Origin of the sequence: Chryseobacterium turcicum (assembly GCF_021010565.1) — a bacterium.
GTDB classification, from domain to species: Bacteria; Bacteroidota; Bacteroidia; order Flavobacteriales; family Weeksellaceae; genus Chryseobacterium; species Chryseobacterium turcicum.
Genome location: NZ_JAJNAY010000001.1, coordinates 1,580,163 through 1,604,964, shown reverse-complemented (window position 1 = coordinate 1,604,964; position 24,802 = coordinate 1,580,163). Strand labels below are relative to the sequence as shown.

At 34.3% G+C, this 24,802-nt stretch carries 18 protein-coding genes; 3 read left to right on the top strand and 15 right to left on the bottom strand.

Annotation, left to right across the window (positions count from 1 at the left end; translation table 11 throughout):
• Window positions 1-31 precede the first annotated feature (31 nt).
• The 6 genes from LO744_RS07275 to LO744_RS07250 form a co-directional block, all read right to left on the bottom strand.
• Window positions 32-2,026 (bottom strand): S9 family peptidase, encoded by a 1,995-nt coding sequence (locus LO744_RS07275; RefSeq protein ID WP_230668425.1) that lies wholly within the window; start codon window positions 2,024-2,026, stop codon window positions 32-34.
• 438 nt (window positions 2,027-2,464) lie between these two features.
• Window positions 2,465-2,764 carry a hypothetical protein gene (locus LO744_RS07270; RefSeq protein WP_230668424.1) on the bottom strand — a complete coding sequence of 100 codons (300 nt, stop codon included), beginning with the start codon at window positions 2,762-2,764 and terminating at the stop codon, window positions 2,465-2,467.
• A 159-nt stretch (window positions 2,765-2,923) separates the two neighbouring features.
• Window positions 2,924-3,892 (bottom strand): 2-hydroxyacid dehydrogenase, encoded by a 969-nt coding sequence (locus tag LO744_RS07265; RefSeq protein WP_230668423.1) that lies wholly within the window; start codon window positions 3,890-3,892, stop codon window positions 2,924-2,926.
• A gap of 144 nt (window positions 3,893-4,036) precedes the next feature.
• A complete protein-coding gene (locus tag LO744_RS07260) occupies window positions 4,037-4,432 on the bottom strand; it encodes a DUF1801 domain-containing protein (protein ID WP_230668422.1) in 396 nt (131 codons plus the stop codon).
• A 21-nt stretch (window positions 4,433-4,453) separates the two neighbouring features.
• Entirely contained in the window at window positions 4,454-4,957 is a 504-nt protein-coding gene (locus LO744_RS07255; RefSeq protein ID WP_230668421.1) for a hypothetical protein, read from the bottom strand.
• A 25-nt stretch (window positions 4,958-4,982) separates the two neighbouring features.
• Window positions 4,983-5,633, bottom strand: a complete 651-nt coding sequence (locus tag LO744_RS07250) for a protein-L-isoaspartate(D-aspartate) O-methyltransferase (RefSeq protein WP_230668420.1) — start codon at window positions 5,631-5,633, stop codon at window positions 4,983-4,985.
• A gap of 122 nt (window positions 5,634-5,755) precedes the next feature.
• Here LO744_RS07250 and LO744_RS07245 point away from each other — a divergent pair, with 122 nt between their 5' ends.
• From LO744_RS07245 to LO744_RS07235, 3 genes are all read left to right on the top strand, one after another.
• Window positions 5,756-6,718 (top strand): Gfo/Idh/MocA family protein, encoded by a 963-nt coding sequence (locus LO744_RS07245; RefSeq protein WP_230668419.1) that lies wholly within the window; start codon window positions 5,756-5,758, stop codon window positions 6,716-6,718.
• Between the two features lie 194 nt (window positions 6,719-6,912).
• Window positions 6,913-9,195, top strand: a complete 2,283-nt coding sequence (locus LO744_RS07240; protein WP_230668418.1) for a cation:proton antiporter — start codon at window positions 6,913-6,915, stop codon at window positions 9,193-9,195.
• Between the two features lie 206 nt (window positions 9,196-9,401).
• Window positions 9,402-10,535, top strand: a complete 1,134-nt coding sequence (locus tag LO744_RS07235; RefSeq protein WP_230668417.1) for a protease — start codon at window positions 9,402-9,404, stop codon at window positions 10,533-10,535.
• A 45-nt stretch (window positions 10,536-10,580) separates the two neighbouring features.
• Here LO744_RS07235 and LO744_RS07230 read toward each other — a convergent pair whose 3' ends face one another.
• From LO744_RS07230 to LO744_RS07190, 9 genes are all read right to left on the bottom strand, one after another.
• Window positions 10,581-11,429, bottom strand: a complete 849-nt coding sequence (locus LO744_RS07230) for a lytic transglycosylase domain-containing protein (RefSeq protein WP_230668416.1) — start codon at window positions 11,427-11,429, stop codon at window positions 10,581-10,583.
• A 158-nt stretch (window positions 11,430-11,587) separates the two neighbouring features.
• Window positions 11,588-14,074, bottom strand: coding sequence for an ATP-dependent Clp protease ATP-binding subunit (locus tag LO744_RS07225; RefSeq protein WP_230668415.1), 2,487 nt, complete (start codon window positions 14,072-14,074; stop codon window positions 11,588-11,590).
• A 284-nt stretch (window positions 14,075-14,358) separates the two neighbouring features.
• Complete coding sequence (locus LO744_RS07220) at window positions 14,359-17,958, bottom strand: choice-of-anchor L domain-containing protein (RefSeq protein WP_230668414.1); 3,600 nt, start codon at window positions 17,956-17,958, stop codon at window positions 14,359-14,361.
• 170 nt (window positions 17,959-18,128) lie between these two features.
• Window positions 18,129-20,498: a choice-of-anchor L domain-containing protein gene (locus LO744_RS07215; RefSeq protein WP_230668413.1), complete on the bottom strand. Its 2,370-nt coding sequence runs from the start codon at window positions 20,496-20,498 to the stop codon at window positions 18,129-18,131.
• Window positions 20,499-20,685: 187 nt separating this feature from the next.
• Window positions 20,686-21,195: a hypothetical protein gene (locus LO744_RS07210; protein ID WP_230668412.1), complete on the bottom strand. Its 510-nt coding sequence runs from the start codon at window positions 21,193-21,195 to the stop codon at window positions 20,686-20,688.
• Window positions 21,196-21,205: 10 nt separating this feature from the next.
• Window positions 21,206-21,973 (bottom strand): TIGR02757 family protein, encoded by a 768-nt coding sequence (locus LO744_RS07205; protein ID WP_230670503.1) that lies wholly within the window; start codon window positions 21,971-21,973, stop codon window positions 21,206-21,208.
• Between the two features lie 148 nt (window positions 21,974-22,121).
• Window positions 22,122-23,036: a ribonuclease Z gene (locus LO744_RS07200; RefSeq protein WP_230668411.1), complete on the bottom strand. Its 915-nt coding sequence runs from the start codon at window positions 23,034-23,036 to the stop codon at window positions 22,122-22,124.
• Between the two features lie 159 nt (window positions 23,037-23,195).
• Window positions 23,196-23,765: an RdgB/HAM1 family non-canonical purine NTP pyrophosphatase gene (gene rdgB, locus LO744_RS07195; protein WP_230668410.1), complete on the bottom strand. Its 570-nt coding sequence runs from the start codon at window positions 23,763-23,765 to the stop codon at window positions 23,196-23,198.
• A gap of 119 nt (window positions 23,766-23,884) precedes the next feature.
• Window positions 23,885-24,715, bottom strand: coding sequence for a CPBP family intramembrane glutamic endopeptidase (locus tag LO744_RS07190; RefSeq protein ID WP_230668409.1), 831 nt, complete (start codon window positions 24,713-24,715; stop codon window positions 23,885-23,887).
• Window positions 24,716-24,802: the final 87 nt, after the last annotated feature.

Below are 24,802 nucleotides of genomic sequence, written 5' to 3'. Positions count from 1 at the left end.
AAGCGGGCTAAAGCCCGCTCCTATTGATATTTTATAAAGTTTCTTTCAACCAATCAAAAAATTCTCTCTGCCAAACTAAGCCGTTTTGCGGATGAAGAACCCAGTGATTTTCGTTAGGAAAATATACTAATTTTGATTTCAGGCCTCTCAGTCTTGCTGCCTGGAAAGCTTCCTGACCTTGCTCATATCCTACTCTAAAGTCAATTCCACCTTGGAAAATCATAATTGGCTTATTCCATTTATCAACAAAATTGCTTGGGTTAAATTCTGTATATGCTTTTGGAAGAGGCTTTTCCCAAGGAGAACCCAAATCCCAGTTTGCAAACCACAATTCTTCTGTTGTTAAATACCAAGATTTCATATCAAACAATCCATCATGAGCAATGAATGTTTTGAATCTATTCTCATGAATTCCGGCTAACATAAATACGCTGTAACCACCGTAACTTGCTCCAACTGCAGCAACTCTTTCACCATCTACATAAGGTAAAGTTTTGGCATAATCCGTAGCTGCCAAATAATCTCTCATCGGTTGTCCACCCCAATCTCTTGAGATTTCTTCATTCCATTTTGTTCCCCAACCCGGCATTCCGCGACGGTTTGGTGCAACAACAACGTAACCATTCGCTGCCATTAGTGCAAAGTTCCATCTTGTGCTGAAAAATTGAGTTAACCCAGACTGTGGACCTCCTTGGCAATACACTAAAGTTGGATATTTTTTGTTCGGATCGAAGTTTGGCGGATAGTGAAACCAAACGCCCATTTCTTTTCCGTCTGAAGTTTTCACCATTTTCAACTCAGACTTTCCTTGTGCTAGTTTTGCATAAGTAGCTTTATTGACATCAGTAACCTGCGATAATTCTCCGTTTTTAAGATTTACTGAGAATAATTCTGCACCGTGATTGATATCTGTTTTTGAAACTAAAAGTGATTTTTTTACTTCTGCAAAAATATCACTTACATCAAAATTTCCTTTTGTAATCTGACTAACTTTTGCATTCTTAAGGTCAACAGAAAACAACTGAACGGTTCCACGAAACGCTGCGTTAAAATAGATACTTTTAGAATCGCTGCTCCAAAACGTTGTTCCAGTTACACTTTCGTCCCAGTTCCCTGTCATATTGCTTTTTGCACCGGTTTTCCAGTCCATGACAACAATGTCATTTTTATCAGCTTCATAGCCTTCTCGCTCCATACTTTGCCACAACAGCCATTTTCCATCAGGAGAAAATTTTGGATTCACATCGTAACCCATCATTCCTTCAGTTAAATTTTTTGTTGTTGCTGAAACTAAATCGTACGCAAAAATGTCTGTATTAGTGCTTGTAGAATATTCTTTCCCACTTTTAGGTTTTGTAACATATAAAAGTTTTGAAGAATCCGGACTAAAGACGAAGTCTTCCGCTCCACCAAAAGGTCTTTGCGGAGAATCCCACGTTTTCCCTTCCAATAAATCTTTTGCAGAATCTACATTTGAAGAAGTATTAACTACAAATACGTGATTGTATTTTCCTTCATTAAAATAATCCCAGTGTCTGTGATTCAGGTCTGTATAAACTTGCGCAGTCGTTTTTGGAGTGTCTGCATATTTATCTTTCCCCATTAGCTTTTCTACCAAAACCTGCTTGCTGAAAGCTATTGTTTTTCCATCCGGAGAAATAACGATATTATCTACTTCACCGATGGTGTAAAATTCTGTCCAGGTTTTTCCACTGTCTTTTGAAAGATAAATTTTGTCACCTTCCTGAGCGTAAAGTCCGTTTTTATCCCACTGAACTAAAGCCTTCTTACCTAAATCAATTTTTGAAGACTGATTATTGATAACATTCAGGAAATAGTTTTCGTTTTTTGTTTTTTCAGTTTTTAAATCAACCTGTCCGACTTTATAAATCAGTAATGATTGATCTGGTGAGACAGCCTGTACTCCAACTTTTTTCAAAGTCCAAAGAATTTCAGGTGTCATGAGTTGTTGTGCATTCATTAAGAAAGGCGCTGCCAAAGCGAGCAGACTGTACTTCAATTTCATATTCTGTACTATTTTTATAAACTTTCGGGATTTTTATATCTCCTCAGTTCATTATTGTTCAAAGATTGCCAAAGTTATGTAAATGTGTTTAAACTTCAAATTTAATATTCAGTTTCATTGTTGTCCGATTAAAACAATAAACAAATTGACAAACTCAATGTTAATAGTGTGAATCGATAGATCGATCCTCTGGAGCTTTGTTTTGGGTAATTTCATTTTTCTATTAACAGAAAATCCCGATGGGATTAATAAAGCTCCATTAGGAGCAAAGTGTTAATAGAAAATAGAGGTTCTTTTATCATTAAAGCTCCTGAGGAGCGAACTGTTAATTGTATTTCTAATTTTTACTGGACAACAATGATTCAGTTTAAAATTATGATCCTTAATTTTACAACACACAAAAAATCCCCGCAATCAATTTTTGCAGGGATTTATATTTTAGCTCACAATATCTTCATTTTCTTCTTCATTATCATCTTCATTATCGCTTCTGCTGTAGAGGTTATTTTCTTCATCAGGAAGCTGATTGGTGATTTGCTCAAAGTTATCATCATCTTCAGCTCCAGGAATATCTAGACCATAAGGCATTCCGTCGTTGATATGAGCCGGATTGATAATAGGATTTCCGTTTCCATCTAAAGGAATGTGTTTTTCTTTGTTAAAAATATCTTCACTTGGCTTATAATCCATCTCTTCCAATCTTCTGTCTTGCTCGTTTTTGTTATCTTCAGTGATCATAATAATTTTATTTTAGTGTTGATGAATAATAGTCAAAAATAGTTCCAAATTAGATAAGAAACAAGGAAAAAGTTGAAAGAATCAAGTTGGAAATTGTATACTTTTTCAAAACCATCAATCAAATTAGAATCCTAAATTTAAAACTTTAAATCTCAAATTTTAGTACACTTCCGGATTGGCAATATGCTTCATTTTTTCTCCTTTAGAAAAAGCAATGATATTTTCTGCCGCCAACCTCGCCATTCCGTTTCTGGCTTCAATGGTTGCTGAACCGATATGTGGAAGAATGCACACATTCGACAATTGTAAAATAGGGTCATTATCTTCAATAGGTTCAGGATTGGTAACATCTAAACCGGCTCCCCAAATCTTTCCGGAAACCAAAGCCTGATACAAATCTTTCTGATTGTGAAAACCACCTCTTGCAGTATTTACAAAAATGGCATTCTTTTTCATCTTTTCAAACACTGAAGCATTGAAAAGATTGCTTTGTTCGGGTTTAAAATTGGCATGAATGCTTAAAACATCCGATTTCTCGATCAATTCATCAAAAGAAACATATTTTGCATCGAGTTCTTGTTCGGCTTCTTCATTATGATTTCTGTTGTGATAAATAATATTCATTCCGAAAGCTTTCTTGCATTTTTCGGCCATTTCAAAACCGATTCTGCCTAAACCGAAAATACCCAAAGTTTTACCGTACAATTCCTGTCCAAGTTCATATAAAGGGTCAAAATTACCCCAATTTCTGTCTTTTACTTTTTGAAAATAAAAACTCGCTCTTCTAGAAACCGATTGCATCAACAAAAATGCAACATCCGAAGTAGCACGGCTCAAAACATCCGGCGTATTTCCTATTGGGATATTTCTTTTGTTGGCTTCTTTAATATCAACATGGTCAAAACCTACACTGAACAATGCAATTGCCTTTACATTAGGACATTCCTCAAAAAATTCTTGGTTAAATTGATTACCGCCAACATTTAAAACAGCGTCTGTTTTTTTGCAGTATTCTAACCATTCTTCACGTGACAGATTATCATTTTCCGGAATTATCACTTCCAATCCGGCTTCTTTTAGCATGGTAATTCCTATTTCGGGAATTCTTTTGTTTATAAAAACTTTCATTATTTATTTTTTAGACAAATAAAAACCTCACTACTTTTACAAGTGAGGTTTTTATTCATTATTATTGATTTATTTTTTTGATTTCATTTAAACTAAAGTTCAATTTTCATTCCGAAAAACCTCAGATTAATCTCTTTAAGTAATTTATTTCAATCTAATCAACTCGCCTTTTCTTTTTACAATATTTTTATAATCCCACTGAATTTCCACAGACTTTTTAAGCCAACGCAGAATATCAGTTTCGATAATTTCGTTGACATTATTATAAAATATAGAGGCATCCTGAAATTTTTCTCCTACGACATTCAATTGTTCTTCATTAAAAGATTTTCCGCTCCAAAACATCAAACGAATTCCTTTTTTCTGTTTGCTGTACCCTACAATTGGATTTCCTTCTAAAAACCAGACAGGATGAGCGTGCCAGATTTTATTCTCAGCATCATTCAAACCAGAATCAATTAATTGAGAAAGCATTTTACAAATTTCTTTGTCTGAATCTGATTGTCTTTCGTTATAATCTAAAATATCGGGATTGATCATATCTGTCAGTAAACAACTAATTTATTTTCTAATTCGAAATAATTTTAACGTATAATCGAATTCGTCCTCGCCAATTCCACGTAGTTTATTTCGTAAAAATTCTATTATTTTAAACCTATCTAAAATACCATTTAAATTATTTTGTTCTATATAAGTTTCTCCACACAGCTCAATTATTTCCAGAGTTACATAATCTTCTTTTTTTGAAATTAATTTTGTCGGCGGTTCATTACAATAGTTTGCGTTTTCAATTACACATCTTTCGTTTTCATAAAAACTCCAGTTTATGACTCTACAACAATCCATCTTAAAACTTCTTGCGGAATTTAAAACAATTGTATCATTTTTATAATAATCATCATTTGTGTTATCATAACTCCAATTGTTATTTGCTGTAGAAACCATATTCCTAGATTTTTGTAAAGACTCTTTTAAAATCGTTTGCAACTCATATTTCGAAATAACATTTTGCGCATTTGAAATTGTAATTAAAAATATCAAGAATATAAAAGCTAAATATTTCATGACTTATTGTTTGCTTTTATATATTTTACTGATTTGTATTATTCAACATCGGCACAAACTTATACGCACCAAATTCTTCTTTTTCAATTTCAGTAGGAGAAATTTTAGTAAATCGATACAAAACCTGTTGATCGGTCGGTCCCAAAGGAATTACCATTTTCCCACCTACCTTTAATTGTTTTAATAATTCAGTAGGTAAAACTGCGGCTCCACAAGTCACAATTATTTTATCGAAAGGTGCAAAAGTAGGAAGTCCTGCAAAACCATCTCCAAAGCTTTGAAACTTTGGGTACAAGTGCATTTCTCTCAGTTTATTTTTAGAAAAATCGAAAAGATCTTTCTGTCTTTCAACCGTATAAACTAAGGCTTTCATCGCCAATAAAACAGCCGTTTGATACCCACAACCAGTTCCTATTTCAAGCACTTTTTCTCCTGGCTTCACCTGCAAAAGCTCAGACTGCTCTGCCACCGTTGAAGGATGAGAAATTGTCTGATGCGCCAATATCGGAAAAGCACGATCTTCATAGGCAAAATCTTCAAAAATACTTTCAATAAAAAGGTGTCTCGGTACTGCATTTATTGCAGCAAGTACATTCTCATCCGAAATCCCAATCTTGTATCTAAGATATTCAACCAAATTTTTCCTTTTCCCTTTATGTACAAACGAATCATGCATTATCAACAGTTATTAGATAGTGTAGCTACAAAAGTAAAAAAACAATCAATACTTATCAACCTAAAACCTATCATCTATTTACTAATACCTAAAATTATTATCTTTACAAAAATTACAACGCTATGTTAAAAGCAGGTTTGGTAGGCGCCGGACATTTGGGAAAAATACATTTAAGACTTCTAAATCAGTCTGATAAATATGATTTCATAGGTTTCCACGATAAAGATGTAGAAAACGGAAGAAAGCTAGAAGCTGAATTCGGATATAAATATTTTGAAAATTTTGATGAATTATTAGATCAAATAGAAATGTTGGATATTGTTACTCCAACATTGTATCATTATGATTATGCTCTGAAAGCTATTGAAAAAGGGCTTCATTTTTTTATTGAAAAACCAGTGACTCAGACGCTTGAGCAAGCTGAAGAAATTCTTTCAAAATGTAGAGCAAACGGCATCAAAGCACAGGTTGGCCACGTTGAAAGATATAATCCTGCGTTTATTGGGGCAAAAGATTATATTCAAAACCCAATGTTTATTGAGATTCACCGTTTGGCTGAGTTTAATCCGCGTGGAACTGATGTTTCTGTGGTTTTAGACTTAATGATTCACGATCTTGATATTTTGCTGAGTGTTGTAAAATCAAAAGTAAAAAATATTCATGCAAGCGGCGTTTGTGTAGTCAGTAAAACTCCGGATATTACCAATGCAAGAATTGAGTTTGAAAACGGCTGTGTTGCCAATTTAACAACCTCAAGAATTTCTATGAAAGCGATGAGAAAAAGTCGTTTTTTCCAGAAAGATGCCTATGTTTCTGTTGATTTCTTAGAGAAAAAAGCAGAAGTTATCAGAATGAAAGATGCTCCCGAAAACCCTACTCCATTTGATATGATTATTGAGAATGCTGAAGGTGAAAAAAATCAGATTTTATTTGAGTATCCAAATATTCAGGCTAATAATGCAATTTTGGACGAATTAAATTCTTTTGCGGATTCGATTTTAGAAGATAAAAACGTTGAAGTTTCTTTGGAAGACGGAACCGAAGCATTGAAAGTAGCTTTAGAAATCATGAAATTGATTTCTTAAAACTACCGTTTCATTATAAAACATTACAAATCCCTTTTAGTTTCTGAAAGGGATTTTTTCATAGACAAAGGTTAGATTACAGATCTCTTCTTTTCATTACATTATTCTGCATATTCGTTACATTTCAAAAAAAACAAGTTTTTACATCCGTTTATTCTTTAGAAATTTGCATTCAAATAAAATGACTATTGAATATGGGGAAATATCGAAATATTATTTTTTATGTAGCAACGATTATCTTTTTTTCATGCCTGATGTATTGGTTTTTCGTTGAAGGAAAAACATTAGAAATAGGAGAAAATATTACACCCAATAAAGCTACCGGAAATACAATGTGGGAGAATTTCACCGATTCTTTCTTATCAAATCTTCATCATCCTTTAGCACTTTTACTGGCTCAGATTGTTACGATTATTTTGGTCGCAAAATTATTTGGATGGATATGCATGAAGTTGAAACAACCTTCCGTAATTGGAGAAATGATTGCCGGTATTGTTTTAGGACCCTCGCTTTTTGGATTGTATTTTCCTGAACTTTCAGCATTCATTTTCCCGACAGAATCTCTGGGAAATTTACAGTTTTTAAGTCAAATAGGCTTAATTCTCTTCATGTATATTGTCGGAATGGAGCTTGATTTGAGTGTTTTAAGAAAAAAAGCACACGATGCCGTTGTCATCAGTCACGCAAGTATCATTATTCCTTTCGCATTGGGAGTTGGATTGTCTTATTTCATTTATAAAGAATTTGCTCCGGAAGGAATTCAGTTCAGTTCCTTCGCTTTATTTATAGCGATTGCCATGAGTATCACCGCATTTCCGGTTCTTGCTAGAATTGTACAGGAGCGGAATTTACATAAAACGAAGATTGGAACTGTCGTTATTACCTGTGCTGCAGCCGATGATATTACAGCATGGTGTATTTTGGCAGCGGTAATTGCAGTGGTAAAAGCAGGATCTTTTTCAGGATCTATTTTCGTGATTATTATGGCGATTGTTTACGTTTTTATTATGATTAAAGCAGTGAGACCCTTTTTACACAGAATTGCAGAATCTCAGAAAGGAAAAGGTTTCATCAGCAAAGCATTGGTTGCTGTATTTTTCTTAATTCTTATTATCTCGTCATACGCCACAGAAGTTATCGGAATTCATGCATTATTTGGAGCTTTTATGGCAGGAGCCATTATGCCTGAAAATGTAAAATTCAGAAACCTTTTTATCGAAAAAATAGAAGATGTTGCCTTGGTACTATTGCTTCCGCTTTTCTTTGTATTTACAGGTTTAAGAACACAAGTCGGATTATTGAATGACCCACACCTTTGGAAAATCGGCGGTTTTATTATTCTTACAGCCGTTGTAGGAAAATTTGTAGGAAGCGCACTGACCGCAAAATTCCTAAAATTAAGCTGGAAAGACAGTCTTACCATTGGTGCATTGATGAATACAAGAGGTCTTACCGAACTTATCGTTTTAAATATCGGTTACGATCTTGGAGTTTTAGGACCTGAATTATTCACCATGCTGGTCATCATGGCATTATTTACTACATTCATGACCGGACCTTGTCTAGACATCATCAATTATTTCTTTAAAGGAAAAAAATCTTCATTGGAAGAAGAAGATCATGATGATAATGATGCAAAATACAGAGTGCTTTTATCTTTTGAAACTCCAGAATCAGGAAGTACATTACTAAAACTTGCCGACAACCTTACGAATAAAATGAATGGTAATAAAAGTGTAACGGCAATGAATATCGCTCCAGTTGATGAATTGCACGCTTTTGATATTGAAGATTTTGAAAAAGAACAGTTTAAAAATGTAATCGAAACTTCGCAGGAACTTAAACTTGAAGTAACAACTCTTTTCAAAGCTTCTACTGATATTGAAAATGATTTGACCAATATTTCAAACAAAGGAAATTACGATCTTCTTCTCATTATGCTCGGAAAATCGATGTACGAAGGGAGTTTATTAGGAAGGCTTTTAGGTTTCACCACGAAGATTATCAATCCTGAAAAACTATTGAATACTGTAAAAGGGAAAAGCAACATTTTCAACAATTCGCCATTTGATGATTCTACATTGCAGATTTTGGATAATACCAATATTCCTGTTGGAGTATTGGTAGACAGAGACTTTAATTCAGCAGACAGAGTGTTTATTCCCATCTTTAATTTAAGTGATTTCTATTTGCTTGAATATGCCAAAAGACTGATTAATAATAACAATTCACAAATCATTATTTTGGATGTTGCAGGACAAATCAGAAATAATATTGAAGTGAAAGAACTGATTAGAAGCATCGAACAGGTTGCACCCAATCACATCACTTTATACAACGAAAAACAGATTGAAAAAGAATTTTTGCAGTCGCAGGATTTAATGCTAATCAGCAAGAAAAGCTGGCGCGGTTTAATCGATTCTAAAAGCCTTTGGTTATCGGATATTCCATCAACATTGATTATCTCAAATCCTTAATTCTCATATTTAGATATTGATATTAAAAAAAAGCCCGAAACTTGATAAGTTTCGGACTTTTTAGTTTGTTTGATACAAGTTATGTTATTTTTAACTAGACTTTCATTTTTTTGTGCATTTAAAGCATTTTCAACATTTTTTCATATCTTTAAAAAGAGGTAAATTTCACAAAAAAATCACTTTAATATCAATCGTATTTAATCATTATGTATAAGCTTTCCTTATTATTTATTTTGTTTTTATCATTTACAAAAAACCAAGCTCAGGAATTATCAGTTCCATTTGAAATCATAGACGGATGGCCTATTGTTCATGTCTCAGTAGAGGGGAAAAATCATCAATTTGTTTTTGATACTGGAGCATTTATGACATGCATAAACTCAGAAGTTTTTCCCAATCTTCCTGTTTCAAAAATTATTGAGAACATAGGAGGAATTGGCAGTGAAAGAAAATCAATCAATGCTGTGAATTTTTCTTTTAATTTTTTAAATCAAAACTACACTGACCAAGAAGTGCTTTATACCGATTTAAATTTATTCTCAAAAATGAGTTGTACGAACTTAAAAATAAGTGGAATTATTGGACGAGATATAATGGAAAACTATATTGTGGAAATTAATCCTGACAATAAAAAAATTGTTTTTCACACTCCTTCAACATTTAATGAAAATCATCTTATTGGTTTTACCAAAATTAAACTCCAAAAAACTTCTGCTCCATATATGCCTATAACAATAGGAAAACAGAAACGATTTGTACAGTTTGATACCGGAAGCAACGGAGGATTAAGTACCACAGATTTTAAACTAAATAAATATATAGAAAAAAATCAGCATATTTCATATCATACAAAGAGCAATAACTATGGAATACACGGTGTGAATAATGATAAAGATTTACACCATAAAATATACAATGCGGAAATACAAATTGAAAACCTTAATGTAACTAATCAGGTTTTTAAAACCTCAAAAAATGATTTTAATAATATGGGATTTGATTTTAGCAAACAGTTTATTTCCTATTTAGATTTAAAAAATCACAAACTTTTTATAAAACAGGTAAATCAGAATACTGAAAGTATTAATGATACAGCTCTGCATAATCTAGGATTTTCTGTCAATTATAATTTTGAGAAAGAAAAAAATATGATAACAATACTTTCTACAAGAGTCGAGAATTTGGTTCTAGGTGATGCATTAATAAGTATCAATGGTGAAACACCTCCAAAAAACAATTGTGAAATGTACTCTTTTCTTAGAAAATTTTTTGGTTCGAAAATGAAGATTGTTATTGAGCGGAATAACAAAACAAAAGAAATTGAAATAGAATCTGCTTAAATTACACAAAACAAAATCCGAAGAATAATAACTTCGGATTTTGTTTTATTTTGTACGTATCGACTTCGAGAGAATCGCATTCTTTTTCATTAAAAAATCGGGCATTAAATCTGTTGGAAGAAAAAATTTACTCTCGCCATCAGCTTCTAAAGTACTAACAATCTCTGGATTCCAACTCAGGAGATCATTCATTTCGATTTTCAATTCATCTGCAATCACATTGAGTTTAAATCCGGCATTAATTTCAGTTTCAGACAAAGGAATTTCGGTAGCATTTGTATTTCTTGTATTAAGAAGAGCGATTGTTCTCGCATTATTGTAATTATCTAAAACCAATGACAATTCTCCTGTTGCATAACATGCATTGAGATACTTTTTCACGTGATTGATGGTTTCTGCAGGCAAATATTTAGAAAAAACATGATATTGCGTAGAATTTGCAGCCTGCATTGCCTTCGCAATATTCCCTTCCCCACAATTGTATGCTGCCACAACCGTTACCCAATTATTGTATTTTTTATACAGATTTTTCAGCGAAACTGCGGCTGTTTTTGTACTTCTGTACAAGTCATTTCGGCGATCTTCTGTAAGCCCATATTGATTGGCATGGGCGGTCATAAACTGCCACACTCCTACTGCTCCAGCGCTTGAAGTAACATTCCTGTTGAAATGAGATTCTATTAAAGCTAAGTTTCTTAAATGCTTCGGCAAACCTTTTTCCACCATAGAATATTCAATAAAAGTGACCACTTCTTTATTGGCTTCAATGATATTCTGGTATTTCTTCACACTGCTTTCTGAAGTATCAGATGCTGAAATAAACTGAGCATCTGCAAATTGTGAACAACTTAAAAATACTGCAGCTACAATAATTTTCTTGAAATTTGGTTTCATTTTTATGTGTTTCTAAGCTTTCTATATTCTAAAAATGAATATTCTCTTTTAATATTCACGCAGATTAAACAGATTTTGCGAATTTTAATAAATCAGCTTGATTAGCTAAATCTGCGAGAGAATTAATTTAAAATTAAAATTTATACAGACTTGTGAAATCAGTCTACTTTCCAGCTGATTTTTTCTTCTTCAGTATTCCAGTCTACTGATAGGTTTTGTCCGGCTTTTACTTCTTCTCGTACAATCATTTTCGAAATTGGTCTTGCCAATTGCGATCTTATAACACCCGAAATTTGTCTTGCACCGTATTTACTGCTGAATCCGTTTAATGCTAAATTCTTTACTGCTTCATCACTTATTTTCAATGACATTCCCAATCTGGTTAATGAATTGTGGAGCGATTTTAATTGAATATTAAAAATTCTTTCCGCAATAGATTCTGTAATCGGTGCAAACGGAATAATTTCTGTAATTCTTGCCAAAAACTCAGGCCTGAATTTCCCGGAATTAGACATAATCTGCATTAATGAATTCGATTCGGGAACTTTACCTTCTTCAAACTGTTTTACAATTTCTTCGCTACCGATATTTGAAGTAAACAAAATCAAAGCGTTGCTGAAATCTCCTTCTTTTCCGAGTTTATCATGTACTTTTCCTTCGTCCATAATCTGTAAAAAGACATCAAAAACCGAATGATGCGCTTTTTCAATTTCATCAAATAAAACTACGGTGTATGGTTGCTGCCTAATTTTATTCACCAACATTCCTCCTTCCTCGTAACCTACATAACCTGGAGGAGCACCATATAAAAGTGCTGCAGAATGCTCTTCTTTAAACTCTGACATATCAAAACGTACCATTGCTTTTTCGTCATTAAAAAGCAATTCTGCCATCGATTTTGCCAATTCTGTTTTTCCTGTTCCGGTCGGTCCTAAAAGGAAAAATGAACCAATAGGTTGCCCTGGCTTGTTTAAACCACTTCGGTTTTCAACAATAGCATCTGAAAGTATTTTCAAGGCATGATCCTGACCAACCACTCTGTTCATCAGAAGACCTTCCATATTCAGCAATTTCTCTTTCTCTTGAGCCTGAATTTTCCCAATCGGAATATTGGTTTTTGCTGCCATTACCGCAGCCAATTCGAGACGGTCAACTTTCTCTCTTTTTTTAGCCGCATGCTGTAAAAGTTCGGCATACGTTTCTTCTATTATTTTTTGAATTGATTCTATCGGCATAGAATTATCAATTTGCGGCTGCTCGCTTAGAGAACCCCACAAAATAGGACTGATTTTATCTCTTAATAAATTGTAATTCCATATCAATTCATCGGCTTTATCTTTATCATCAAAATATTCTTCTTTTAAAATATTTTCATAAATTTCTTTCCAGCTTTCGAGTTCTTTTTCCGAAAGTTCATCAAGCATTTTGATTGCTGCCATGGTTCGGTCTAAAAGGTCAATCGCTGCATCGGGAAGTTTTTTTCCTTTTGCATAGCGCTTTGCCAAACGTACACATTCGCGAATTGCTGTTTTTTCGACTTCAATTCCGTGGTGTTTTTTATAACCATCCAACAAAACATCAATCATTTTTACACAGGTTTTTTCATCCGGCTCAAGCACCGTCAACACTTCAAAACGTCTGTTAAAAGCTTGTTCAGGCTCAATAATTTTCCTATATTCTTCCTGAGTAGTAGCTCCAATTACCGTAATCTCACCTCTTGCCAATTCGGGTTTAAGGATATTTCCGATATTTCCGATGCTTCCTTTTGGATCTAACAGCGTGTGAATTTCATCAATAAATAAAACTGCTTTTTCAATTTTTTTGCATTCGTTAATTACTTTTTTCAGGCGGTCTTCAATTTCACCTTTATAAGACGTTCCGGCTAATAAAGCTCCAGTATCAAGCTCCAGCAAAGTTGCATTTTTCAGCATCTCAGGAACATTTCCTTTGATAATTTCTGTTGCAAAACCTTCTACCAAAGCGGTTTTACCAACACCCGGTTCACCTACGATAATTACATTAGGTTTACTTCTACGGCAAAGGATTTCCACCAACATTCGAAGCTCTTTATCCCTACCTATAATGTTTTCTATATCTCCGTTTCTTGCCTGCGCAGTTCGGTCTATACAATAACTTTTAATTGAAGGAAAAGAAGAATCTGAAGAACCTCCAAACAGAGAAGAAATATCACCATTATCTGAAGCTGCAAAAGGAGTATCTTTTCGATATAAATTAAAAATCTCGTGTTCTCTTAAAGGAAGTGACTTTAATTGTTGTAACGTAAAAGCAACCTGCGGTTTTACAATTGCTGTAAGAATACAAATCGGAGTAATCTCATCTAAACCAAGCTTTAATCGAATATCATCCGCTTCTTCTAAAATCTGATCTACAGATTCACCTTCTCCAACTTCTGCCGGAAGATGAGTGGTTTTCGGATAATCTTCGATACGCACATCTGCCCATTCGTAAAAATATCCGGGATCTTTATCTATGGTTTTCAGAAACTCATTTAAGCCTATATCTTTATGCATTAAAGCCTGCAAAATATGCGGACCATCGTAAGTAGCGTTATAATTTTCTCTTGCAATTGACTGTGCAATATGAAACAGCTGTTTTACTGTCTCGTTGGTAACAAGTACTCCCATCTATATTTTAATATTAATATTTTGACAAATTTTGGTCTAACTAAAATAAGTTTTTTTTGTCAATGATTAAAATTAAATGATGTTTATTTACCATTCCCTAGATTCATAAGCTCAAGAAAATCAATTTTTAGTGATATTATTCATGAGTTTGAAAAGAATAAACTTAATTTATTTTGAAACAGACTGCTAATAATTGACCTAGAATTATTTCAAAAACAACAGCCTTTTATAAAAGACAAAGCCTTTCAAAATTAGAAAGGCTTTGTCTTTATTTTGCGAAAAAATTATTCTCTGTTTTTCAGAAGAATCCATCCGGATTTTAATTCGAGTTTTTTACTCGCTGGGTTTTCATATTGTACGCGATACCAATAAGTTCCTGTTGGTAAATTAATACCTTTTAAAGAACCATTCCATCTGGTATTTGATTTATCTGCTTTAAATAATTCGGCACCGTATCTGTCAAATATTGAAGCGGCAAAGTTTTTATAATTGATAATTCCATTAAAATCAATATAATCATTTGCTCCATCATTATTTGGAGTAATCGCATTATTTAAAACAAAAGTAAAGAACTCTAAAGAATTGCCACATTTAGCACCCTGTTTTCTTACCATTAAATTATAACTCGAATTTTTTAATACATTATAAAATATGTTTGAAGTCTGCCAATTGACACCACCATCAATAGAATATTCTAAAACTCCACCACTAGGGTTTGAAGCTGTAATAGTAAGCATCTCCTTATCGTAAACTACATTAGTAAATTGTGGAAGATCAGGATTAATAATCTGTGCAGTAAACAATCTAGAACATGTCCCATTACTAATCGTAACAGAATATGAACCTGGAATATTGGTTGTAATAGTCTGTGTAGTGGCACCATTACTCCAAAGATAAGTGTAGTTTGGTCCTGCTCCCGCATCCAATGTAGCAGAATCGCCAGAACAAACAGATACATCTGCTAATGTAGAAACGATAGCCGGAACAACTTCGATGGTGATTTTTGCCGGTGTAGTTGACACACAACCATTTCCTCCTAATGCAAAAACTTCGTATGTTGTAGTAACTGCTGGAGTTACAATTTGCGTATTTCCGTTTCCGGTAAGACCTGTCCAGTTATAAGTAAATCCACCACTTGCTGTTAATGTTACCGATTCCCCGGCACAAATTTTAGCTTTTGATGCTGCAATAAAAGCTATTGGCGGTCCTACAATGATGGTAATTGTTGCCGGAGCTGCAGATACACATCCATTTGCTCCTGTAGCTGTAACAGAATATACTGCTGTTACTGCTGGTGAAACAACCTGTGTATTACCCGTTCCCGTTAAAGTTGCCCAAGTATAAGTTACACCTCCGGCAGCAGTAAGTATTACAGATTCACCAGGACATATTTGCGCAAACGTAGAAGTTAGAGTGACTACCGGTAAAACTTTATCTACAATCACATTTACAGTAGCCGTAAAAGTACATGTTAAATTCACTGGCTGGGTGACATTAGTCACCGTTAAAGTATAAGTACCTCCTGCATTAACAATTGGGTTTAAGGTATTGGCTCCCGAAACAATATTTCCTCCCACCGTTGTCCAAAGAATCGTAGACCCTGCCGGAACCGTAGAAGCAGATGCATTAAGTGTAATCTGAGGAACAGCACACGTAATGGTTTGTGGAGCCGCAATTGTTACATTGGTAACTGCTGTAGTCAACAACTGTAAAGTTACCACATAACTACACCCTCCGTTTTTTACTAATACATAAATTGTTTGGTTACCCGCACTTTGAAATGTCGTAGGAGCAGCAATTGTGTTTCCATTTCCTGCATTAGCATCGGCTTGAAGCACATAATAAGTAAAAGTTGCAGTTCCAACTGTAGTCATCTGTGGTTGTGCAGACGTTAAGTCATAAGTGATATTTCCTTGCTGATAACATTTCAAGAGTGTTGCATTCTGTACAGTTATCGGTTGTGAAACTTCAATAGTTATCGTTGCTGGTGCTGTAGAAGCACATCCGTTTGCTCCTTGTGCCGTAACCGTGTAAGTTGTAGTTATAGCCGGAGTTACTGTTTGTGTATTTCCTGTTCCTGTAAGTCCTGTCCAAGTATAAGTGATACCTCCTCCTGCAGTAAGTATCACAGTTTCACCTGCACAAATCAATATTTTGCTCGCCGTAAGTGTTGTTATTGGTGGGGTACTATTTCCAGAAACTGTTACATTAGCCGTTCCTGTACAAACTACGGTACCTGGTTGATATGTATTTGAAATAGTTAAAGTATAAATTCCTGCTGTATTAACTATCGGATTTAAAGTATTACCTCCTGATACGATATTACCTCCTGTAGTGGTCCATGCAAATGTAGAACCTACAGGATATACTGATGCCGAAGCGTTAAGAGTTACTTGGGTATTGGTGCAATTTAAAGTTGTTGGTGTTGCAATAGTTGCCGTAATCTGCGGAGCTTTTATCAATTGAAGTTGAGCCACTTTAGAGCAGAAACCATTTTTCACCAATACATAAATTGTTTGGCTTCCTGCACTTGAAAATGTGGTAGGAGTTCCAATTGCACTTGTATTTCCAGCATTTGCATCCGCCTGATTAACATAGTATGAAAAACTAACTCCTGGAGTCGTACTGATGCTTGCTTCAGCTGATGTCAAATTAAAATTAACATTCCCTGCCGCATAACAACTCGTCAAGGTAGCGTTTTGCACCGTAGGAGATGTCCCTCCAACAATCGTTACCGTGGCAGACCCAGGACATGAATTCCCTGGAAGAGTAACCTCAACTTTATAAATTCCCGGTTGTGTAGCGGTGTAAGAAGCATTGGTTGCCCCCGGAATAACTCCATTATTAAAATACCAAACATAAGTTGCTCCAGGAACCTGTGTAGAAGCTGTAAAAGTCTGTGGAGTATTATCACAAACGTTAATAGATGCCGGAAGCTGTACACCTCCAGGACCTAAAATCTGTACTCCGATATCAAAAGATCCAGCTTCTAAAAAGACTCCTGAATCAAATTGAGAATCTTGATTGTCTGCTAAAACCATTTTAAAATGATAAGACTGCCCTGGAACGACTGTCGCTTGTGCAGTCAATGGAATAGTTCTTCCACTAAAATTAGTTTCTATAGCTGATGTATTATAACCTCCAAAATATGGAGCGTTCAAAGCTCCACAAGCCAAAGGAAGACCATTAAATCTTGTTGACGGACGAATGTTTTTAACGCTAACAGGACCTGCACCAGCGGGTAGAATAGCTAAGTTTGTATAAGTGGATCCAGCGGTATTGGGCTTTAATAGTAATGCAAAACCATCTGTAAAATCACAAGGATAGTCACCAAAATATTCTTCAGACGCAAATAGATAGTTAAACTTAATTTCAGTTGCTGTCGGAATGAAGTCAAACTCTATATAACTCGCATCTTTTAACACATTATTAGAAATTCCTAACGCATTTGCTAAATCAATGTCGCCTTGAGTGGGAAGCGCATCGCTTAATTCACCTAGTATAAAAGAATTCCCTGCTTTTCTAGCTTGTCCTGTAGTTAGTACAATACCTTTTGCAAAAGGGAAATTAGTGGTTCCTTTATTAAAAAAGCCCCAACTTCTTGTTTGGTCACCTGCTGAAAGATTGGGAGAAACTACAACATTGGAAACATTTGCCGTAGAACAAGCAGAACCTCCGGAAATAAGCACATCTTTTACCAATTGTGAGATATTGAAAGAAGACTCTGGGTAACTTGCTGTATTGACATCAATAAAAGCACCTGCTTTCATAGTAAGATTTGATGGCTTGCTGGTAGCCTCACTTATTTTTCTCTGTTGAGAAAAAGTAAAATTACCAAGAAGTATCAAAACAAGAAGCAAATATTGCAATCTACCATTTAACATTTTAAACTATTTTCAACAAAAATACTATTTTTTTTGATTAAAATTTAACCAAAATTCATTTACATTAGTTTTAACACAATTCTATAAAGTTCAGGTTTTCAGTTTCATTCGTTAGTAAAACAAAAAAAAGACCGACAAAATCGGTCTTTTAAAAATATCTGGGTTTAGTATTATTCAAAATTCTTAAGTAAAATCCAGCCTGTTTTTAAAGTAAGTTGCTTACTTGCAGGGTCTTCAAACGTTACCTGATACCAATAAGAGGCTGTCGGCAGTTTTTTACCCTGGAAATAACCATCCCAGAAAGGTCTTGTTTTTTCTGCTTTAAATACCACTTTACCATATCTATCTGAGATTGATGCCTGGAATTTATTGTAGTCACTTATTCCTCTAAAATCAATCATATCATTTACATTATCTCCGTTTGGAGTAATTACGTTCTGCATAATAAAAGTAAAATACTCTAAGAATCCTACACAACTAGTTGTTTTCACGCGAACTCTGATAGAAATAATTTTATTGTTCGGGATATTATTAAATACATTAGAACCTTGCCAAGTTAGCCCATTATCCACAGAATACTCAAGCACACCACTACCTAAATTAGAAGCAGTAATAACCAATGTTCCGCTTTGATTGTAATCTACATTGATAATTTCTGGAGCAAGCGCTAGTTTCACTTCTGTGGTGTAACGTTTAGTACAAACCCCGTTACTGATATCCACAAAGTAAATCCCTGGAGTTTCAGCAATAATAGTCTGTGTATTGGCACCATTACTCCAAATGTATGAATAGTTTGGTCCTGCACCTGCATTTAAAGTAATTCTATCTCCCGCACAAATAATTCCTCCTGACAGATTAGAAGTAATCGCTGGTACAACTTCCACGATAACGGTTGCCGGTTGTAATGATTTACACCCTTGAGCTCCAATCGCATACACTGTATAAGTGGTAGTTTGTGTTGGCGAAAGTGTTTGTACTGCGCTCGTAGTCGTAGAATTACTCCACTGGTACGTAACACCTCCTGAAGCAGTTAAAACAATAGTCTCCCCTACACAAATCTTCAATTTTGTAGTTACGAGCTCTGCAACTGGAGTCGCTTCTTTACGTAAGGTTAAAGTAACTTGTTTACTACAAAAACCACCATTGGATACGACAACATGTAAAACCTGACCATCTGTTCCATTATATGATGCTACATTTGCATCAGGAATGTAGTTGTTATTTTGAGCTTGGGCATCCGCTTGATTTACATAGAAACGAAATACTGCTCCAACTGTAGTACTAATCTGAGGTTTAGCATCATTTAAATTAAAATTACTCACCGTGGGAGTTGTACAAAGTTTTAAAGTTGCATTTTGAGCGGTAGGAGTAGTACCCCCTACGATAGTTATTTTTGCTTCAACGGGGCAATTATTTCCAGGAATTGTAACAACTACCGTATAAACTCCCGGTGATGTAGCAACATAGGTCGCATTTGTTGCTCCCGGTATTAATACACCATCTTTATACCATTGATAAGTCGCTCCTGTAATCCCTGAAAGCTGAGCCACCAATGTTTGAGGGGCATTATCACATACATTTAGGCTTGCAGGTAGCGTAGCTCCAGTTCCATCAACAAGCTTAATTCCTATATCAAAAGATCCTCCTTCAAGAAATACCGCCGAATCAAAACTCCAATCATCATAATCAGACAAAACCATTTTAAAGTGATAAGCAACTCCTGGAGTAACAGTTCCTACTGCGGTCAAAGGAACAGTTCTACCATCATAATTTGTTACAACATTAGGAGGTATATTATATCCTCCAAAATAAATTTCATTGATAGCGGGGCATCCCGAAATCCCGTTAATTATAGGGTGAATATTTGTCATCGCAACAGGCCCTGCATTATTCGGTAAAATAGCCAAATTTACATAAGGACCTCCAGATACAGGTTTGATTAATAAAGCAAATGCATCTGAATAATCGCAAGGAAAAGATCCGGAATATTCTTCAGATGCAAAAAGATAGTTGAACTTCACCTGCGTAGAGTTTGGTACAAAATCAAACTCCAAAATAACATTATCATTATAGTCCTTAGAAGGATCTTGATTAGGAACTGCTACCAATAAATCGGCATCGTTAATCCCTGTCCCTGGTATTCTATAGCTTGCACTAGAGGCAACATTCCCTGCTTCTCTTGCACGACCTGTCGTTAAAACGATACCATCAGTAAAAGGAAAGTTTGTAGTCCCCTTATGAAAATACCCCCAAAACCTATCATTAAAAGTCTCCGAGTGAGTGGGAGTAACCGTTACATTAGATACATTAGGTACCGAACAAGTAGTACCTCCACTAATCAAAACATTCTTAACAAGTTGCTCTATAGTGTAAGCAGATGGCGCATATCCTGCAGCATTTACATCAATAAATACTCCTGCTTTTTTATTGGTTTCATCGACTATATTTTTGGGAGCTTGCCTTTTTTGGGCAGAAATAGAAATCGATGTAAACAATACTACGAAAAGAAAAAGGTAATTTTTTAGTCTATAATTTAACATTTTGTAATTGTTTGCCCAAAAATACCAAATTTAATCGATTTAAAACACACAATTACACTTATTATTAGCAACAATACAACAATTCACTTATATAGTCATTAAATTTTAATTAAAATTTAGTTCTAAAAAAAGACCAATCATACAGATTAGTCTTTTCATTATTTTTTTAAAGGTATTTTAAATAAAATTAATCTTTTTTCAGTTCATCAATTTTATGCTGAAGCTCGGCTATTTTATCTTTTAAAAATCTAATTTCGTTTTTATTAGTATTGACGTTATTTTTAAGAATTACTTTTTTCGCTCTTTCATTGTGATCTTCATCATCCTCATCTTCATTAATCTCTTCAATATCTTCCTGGATATCTTCAATGTCTTCACTCATCTCTTCAATATCTTCACTAATTTCCTCAATATCTTCCTGAATATCCTCAATATCCTCCTGAATATCTTCAATTTTCTCATGACTTTTATTAACCGACATCTGAATAAGAATGGAAAGATAAATCGCTTCTAATGACAAAACCGTGGTTAAAACAAGCAACATTTTATCTACATCTACAATACCAAATACAGGTAGTAAAAATGAGGTTATAAAAAGCACTGTATGAATAATAAGAGAATGTATAGAGCCAATCCACGAGGTGATTCCGTCTGCCATTTTTTCTAGAAGTTCTATTTTTTCGTATGATGTTTTCATTATTTTCTGTTTAAAATAATTCTTTCGTTACGCCCAATCCAAACAAGGCAAAATCGTATTTTGCAGGATCATTTTCGTCAAATTGTCTAATAACCAAATCTAATTCTTCTACCGTTTTCCAATCATTCTGCGTTCTGGTAATTAGCCCCAATTTTCTAGATATATTCCCCGTGTGTATATCTAAAGGAATTGATAAAAACTTCTGGTCAATATTCTCCCAGATTCCAAAATCTACGCCACGGTTATCATTTCGAACCATCCATCGCAAAAACATAATAATCCTTTTTGAAGACGAATTTTTGTATGGTGAACTTACGTGTTTGTGGGTTCTGTGTTTTTCAATACCTAAAAATTTTTGCCTAAATCTTTCTATGGAATGATAAAAATTGTTTTCATTTTCATGAATTAAAAACAAACTCTCAAGAGTTTCATTTTCCTTATAAATCTGATTAAATTGTTTAATAAAATAAGCAAAATCTTCTCCGTTAAAAGTTCGGTGAATGCTTTTGTCTTTAATACTATCTAAATCTTTTTCAGAATAATTCATCACAAAATCATAAGGAGAATTTCCCATGATGTCGAGTATTTTTTCAGCAGATTTAATAATCGATTTTCTGTTTCCCCAAGAGATGGTTGCCGACAAAAAACCAACAATTTCAATATCCTGCTTCAACGAAAAACGATGTGGAATCTGAACCGGATCATCCTGAATAAAATCAAGATGATTATACACATCATATTTTTCGTCGAGAAAATCTTTTAATTCTGAAAAATTCAAATTCATTCTTTCTTTCAAACTGTTATTTATTAAACCATTAAGAGCATTTAGTTTTTAAGAATGAAATAATTTAGATCTTTTAAGATTCACCAAGGTAAATATTTTAGATTCATTATTAAATTATCTTAATAGCTAAGTTTTATAGTCTTTAAATTTTCACGCACTCCAAAGCTTTTGGAAGATAAGAATTCGGGAAAACAGTTCGCGCCTCATCGGTAAATACTGTCAAATCGCCATATCGGTTTGAAAAATGTCCTAAAATTAATTTTTCAACTTCCGCTTTTTTAGCAATCGTTGCGGCTTCCAGAGCTGTTGAATGTCCCGTGTAATCTGCCATTTCTTTAAGGTCATGCAAGAATGTAGATTCATGATACAAAACCGTTACATTTTTAATAATCGGAATGACTGATTCCAAATATCTTGTATCGCTACAAAACGCATAAGAAACCGACGGCGCCGGAGCTGTTGTAAGAATTTCGTTTTTAAGAACATATCCGTCACTCAAAACAAAATCTTTTCCTGCCTTCAAGTTATGGTAATCGCAGGTCTCAATTTCCGAATATTTGGAAACCTCTTCCATATTAATATGACGCTCTTTTGGCTTTTCTCTAAACAGATATCCATTACAGTAAATCCTATGATCTAAAGGAATCGTAAACACCTCTAGCCTGTTATCTTCGTAGATTTTTTCCGAATAGTCCTTATCAAGCTCATGATATACCAGTTCAAAACCTCGATGTGTTTCGGTAATGGTAAAAATGGTTTCCAGCATTTTTTTAATTCCTTTCGGCCCGTAAACATGCAACGGAGTTTCTCTTCCCAAAAGGCGGAAAGAGGCTATTAAACCTGGTAAACCAAAACAATGATCGCCATGAAGATGCGATATAAAAATATGATTGATTTTTGAAAATCTTGCCTTTGCTTTTCTCAGTTGCACCTGCGTTCCTTCACCACAATCAATTAGAAAACATCTCTCTTCCATTTCCAGAAGCTGAGCTGTAGGTGAAGTATTAATCGTAGGAATCGCCGAGTTAAAGCCTAATATCGTTAAATAAGTACTCAAATCAATAGTTTATTAAAACAAATGTACAATAAAAGGTTGAGCTTAAGGTTGAGACTCAAGTAGAGTCTATCAGTTTTAAAATAAATTTAAAATAAGAAATAAGTTCTTTAAGCCTCAAAGTTTTGCAACCTTAACCTTAACCTTAACCTTAACCTTAACCTAATCTTTCAAAAAATCAAGAAACAAATCTAATGCCTGTTTTCTGTGACTGATTTTATTTTTATCTTCAGGATTCATCTCTGCAAAAGTTATTTCGTATCCTTCAGGCACAAAAATAGGATCATAACCAAAACCTTGATGACCTTTGTTTTCTGTCAATAAATTCCCATGTACTCTGCCGTCAAAATATTGAGCTCCGTTTTCATCGTAATAACATAATACGGTGATGAAATATGCTTTTCTGTTTTCGACATTTTCCATTTCGCTCAAAACTTTTTCGATGTTTTTAGCAAAATCATGGTCTCCTGCATATCTTGCTGAAAAAATCCCAGGTCTTCCGTCTAAAGATTCTACCACCAAACCGCTGTCGTCACCTAAACTTGGAATACCTGTTTTTTCGAAGCAGTATTTAGCTTTAATTAAAGCATTGGCATTGAAAGAGTCTCCATCTTCAACGATTTCGTCGTGAATATCATAATCCGTAAGACTTTTTACTACAAAACCATTTCCTAAGATTTGTTGAATTTCTTCTTTTTTATGGAGGTTGTGGGTAGCAACTAATATTTCCATTTTTTATTTTTTTATGTTTATTTAAATGCAAACTGCACAAATACTATTTGCAAAAATTTCACCCTATTTGTTGTAAAATTTGCCAAAATATTCGCGTGATTTGTATTTTTAAATTGAATTTAAATTTCAGAGTAACGCACTTTATTTTTAAATGTAAAAAGATAGAAGAACACAGAGAACAATACAGTTCCGATGACTAAAATCATCCATTCCTGAATTTCAAAAGCTTCTGCAAAACTTTCTTTTTGAGTATAAAATATTAAAATCGCTGAGCAAAGATTATTAAAACCATGCAAAAGCATTGGCAAAAGCAGAGATTTTGTTTTATAATAAACCAATCCTAAGACCGTTCCCAATAAAGTTGCCCCTACAAACTGCCACGGATTTCCGTGTATCAAACCAAAGAGAACACTTGCTAGAAGTATGGCTTTCCAAGGTTTTACGCCATTATTAATCATTCCTTTTTGGATGATTCCGCGGAAAATAATTTCTTCAAAAATAGGAGCCATAATTACCGCAGTAATCACCATTACCACAGGGTCATCTGTAAGACCCGCCATCAGGTTTTCAAAAAACTCATAAAAATCTCCAAAAAAAGGCCCTGTTGTAGGAATTTGTGAAGTGATAAATTCACCGACAAACATCATTCCCAGCATCATTGGAAAAATTAATAAATAGGTATAAAAATTGGTTGGCGAAAAATTGAAATTTAATTTTTTTCCTGTTTTCTGGCGCACCATTAAAAAATCAAAAGCCGCAATCATCAAACAAAAAACAACAGCATTAGCAATCATCATAAACCAAGGCTTCTGCATGAAATCTAGTTTAAACATGAATTTCCCTGCAAGACCGAGAACCCCAACAAACATGCTGCCAGCAATATAACCTGCAAAAAGAATTAGGCCTCCCATCCAGTCAAAAATATATTTCGGATATTTTGAGTTTTCCATGTACTGATGATTTTTTAAGAGAAACAAAGATAATTGAAATTATATGAAATGAAAACCGATAAGTAGTTGCTAGTTTTTAGTTTCTAG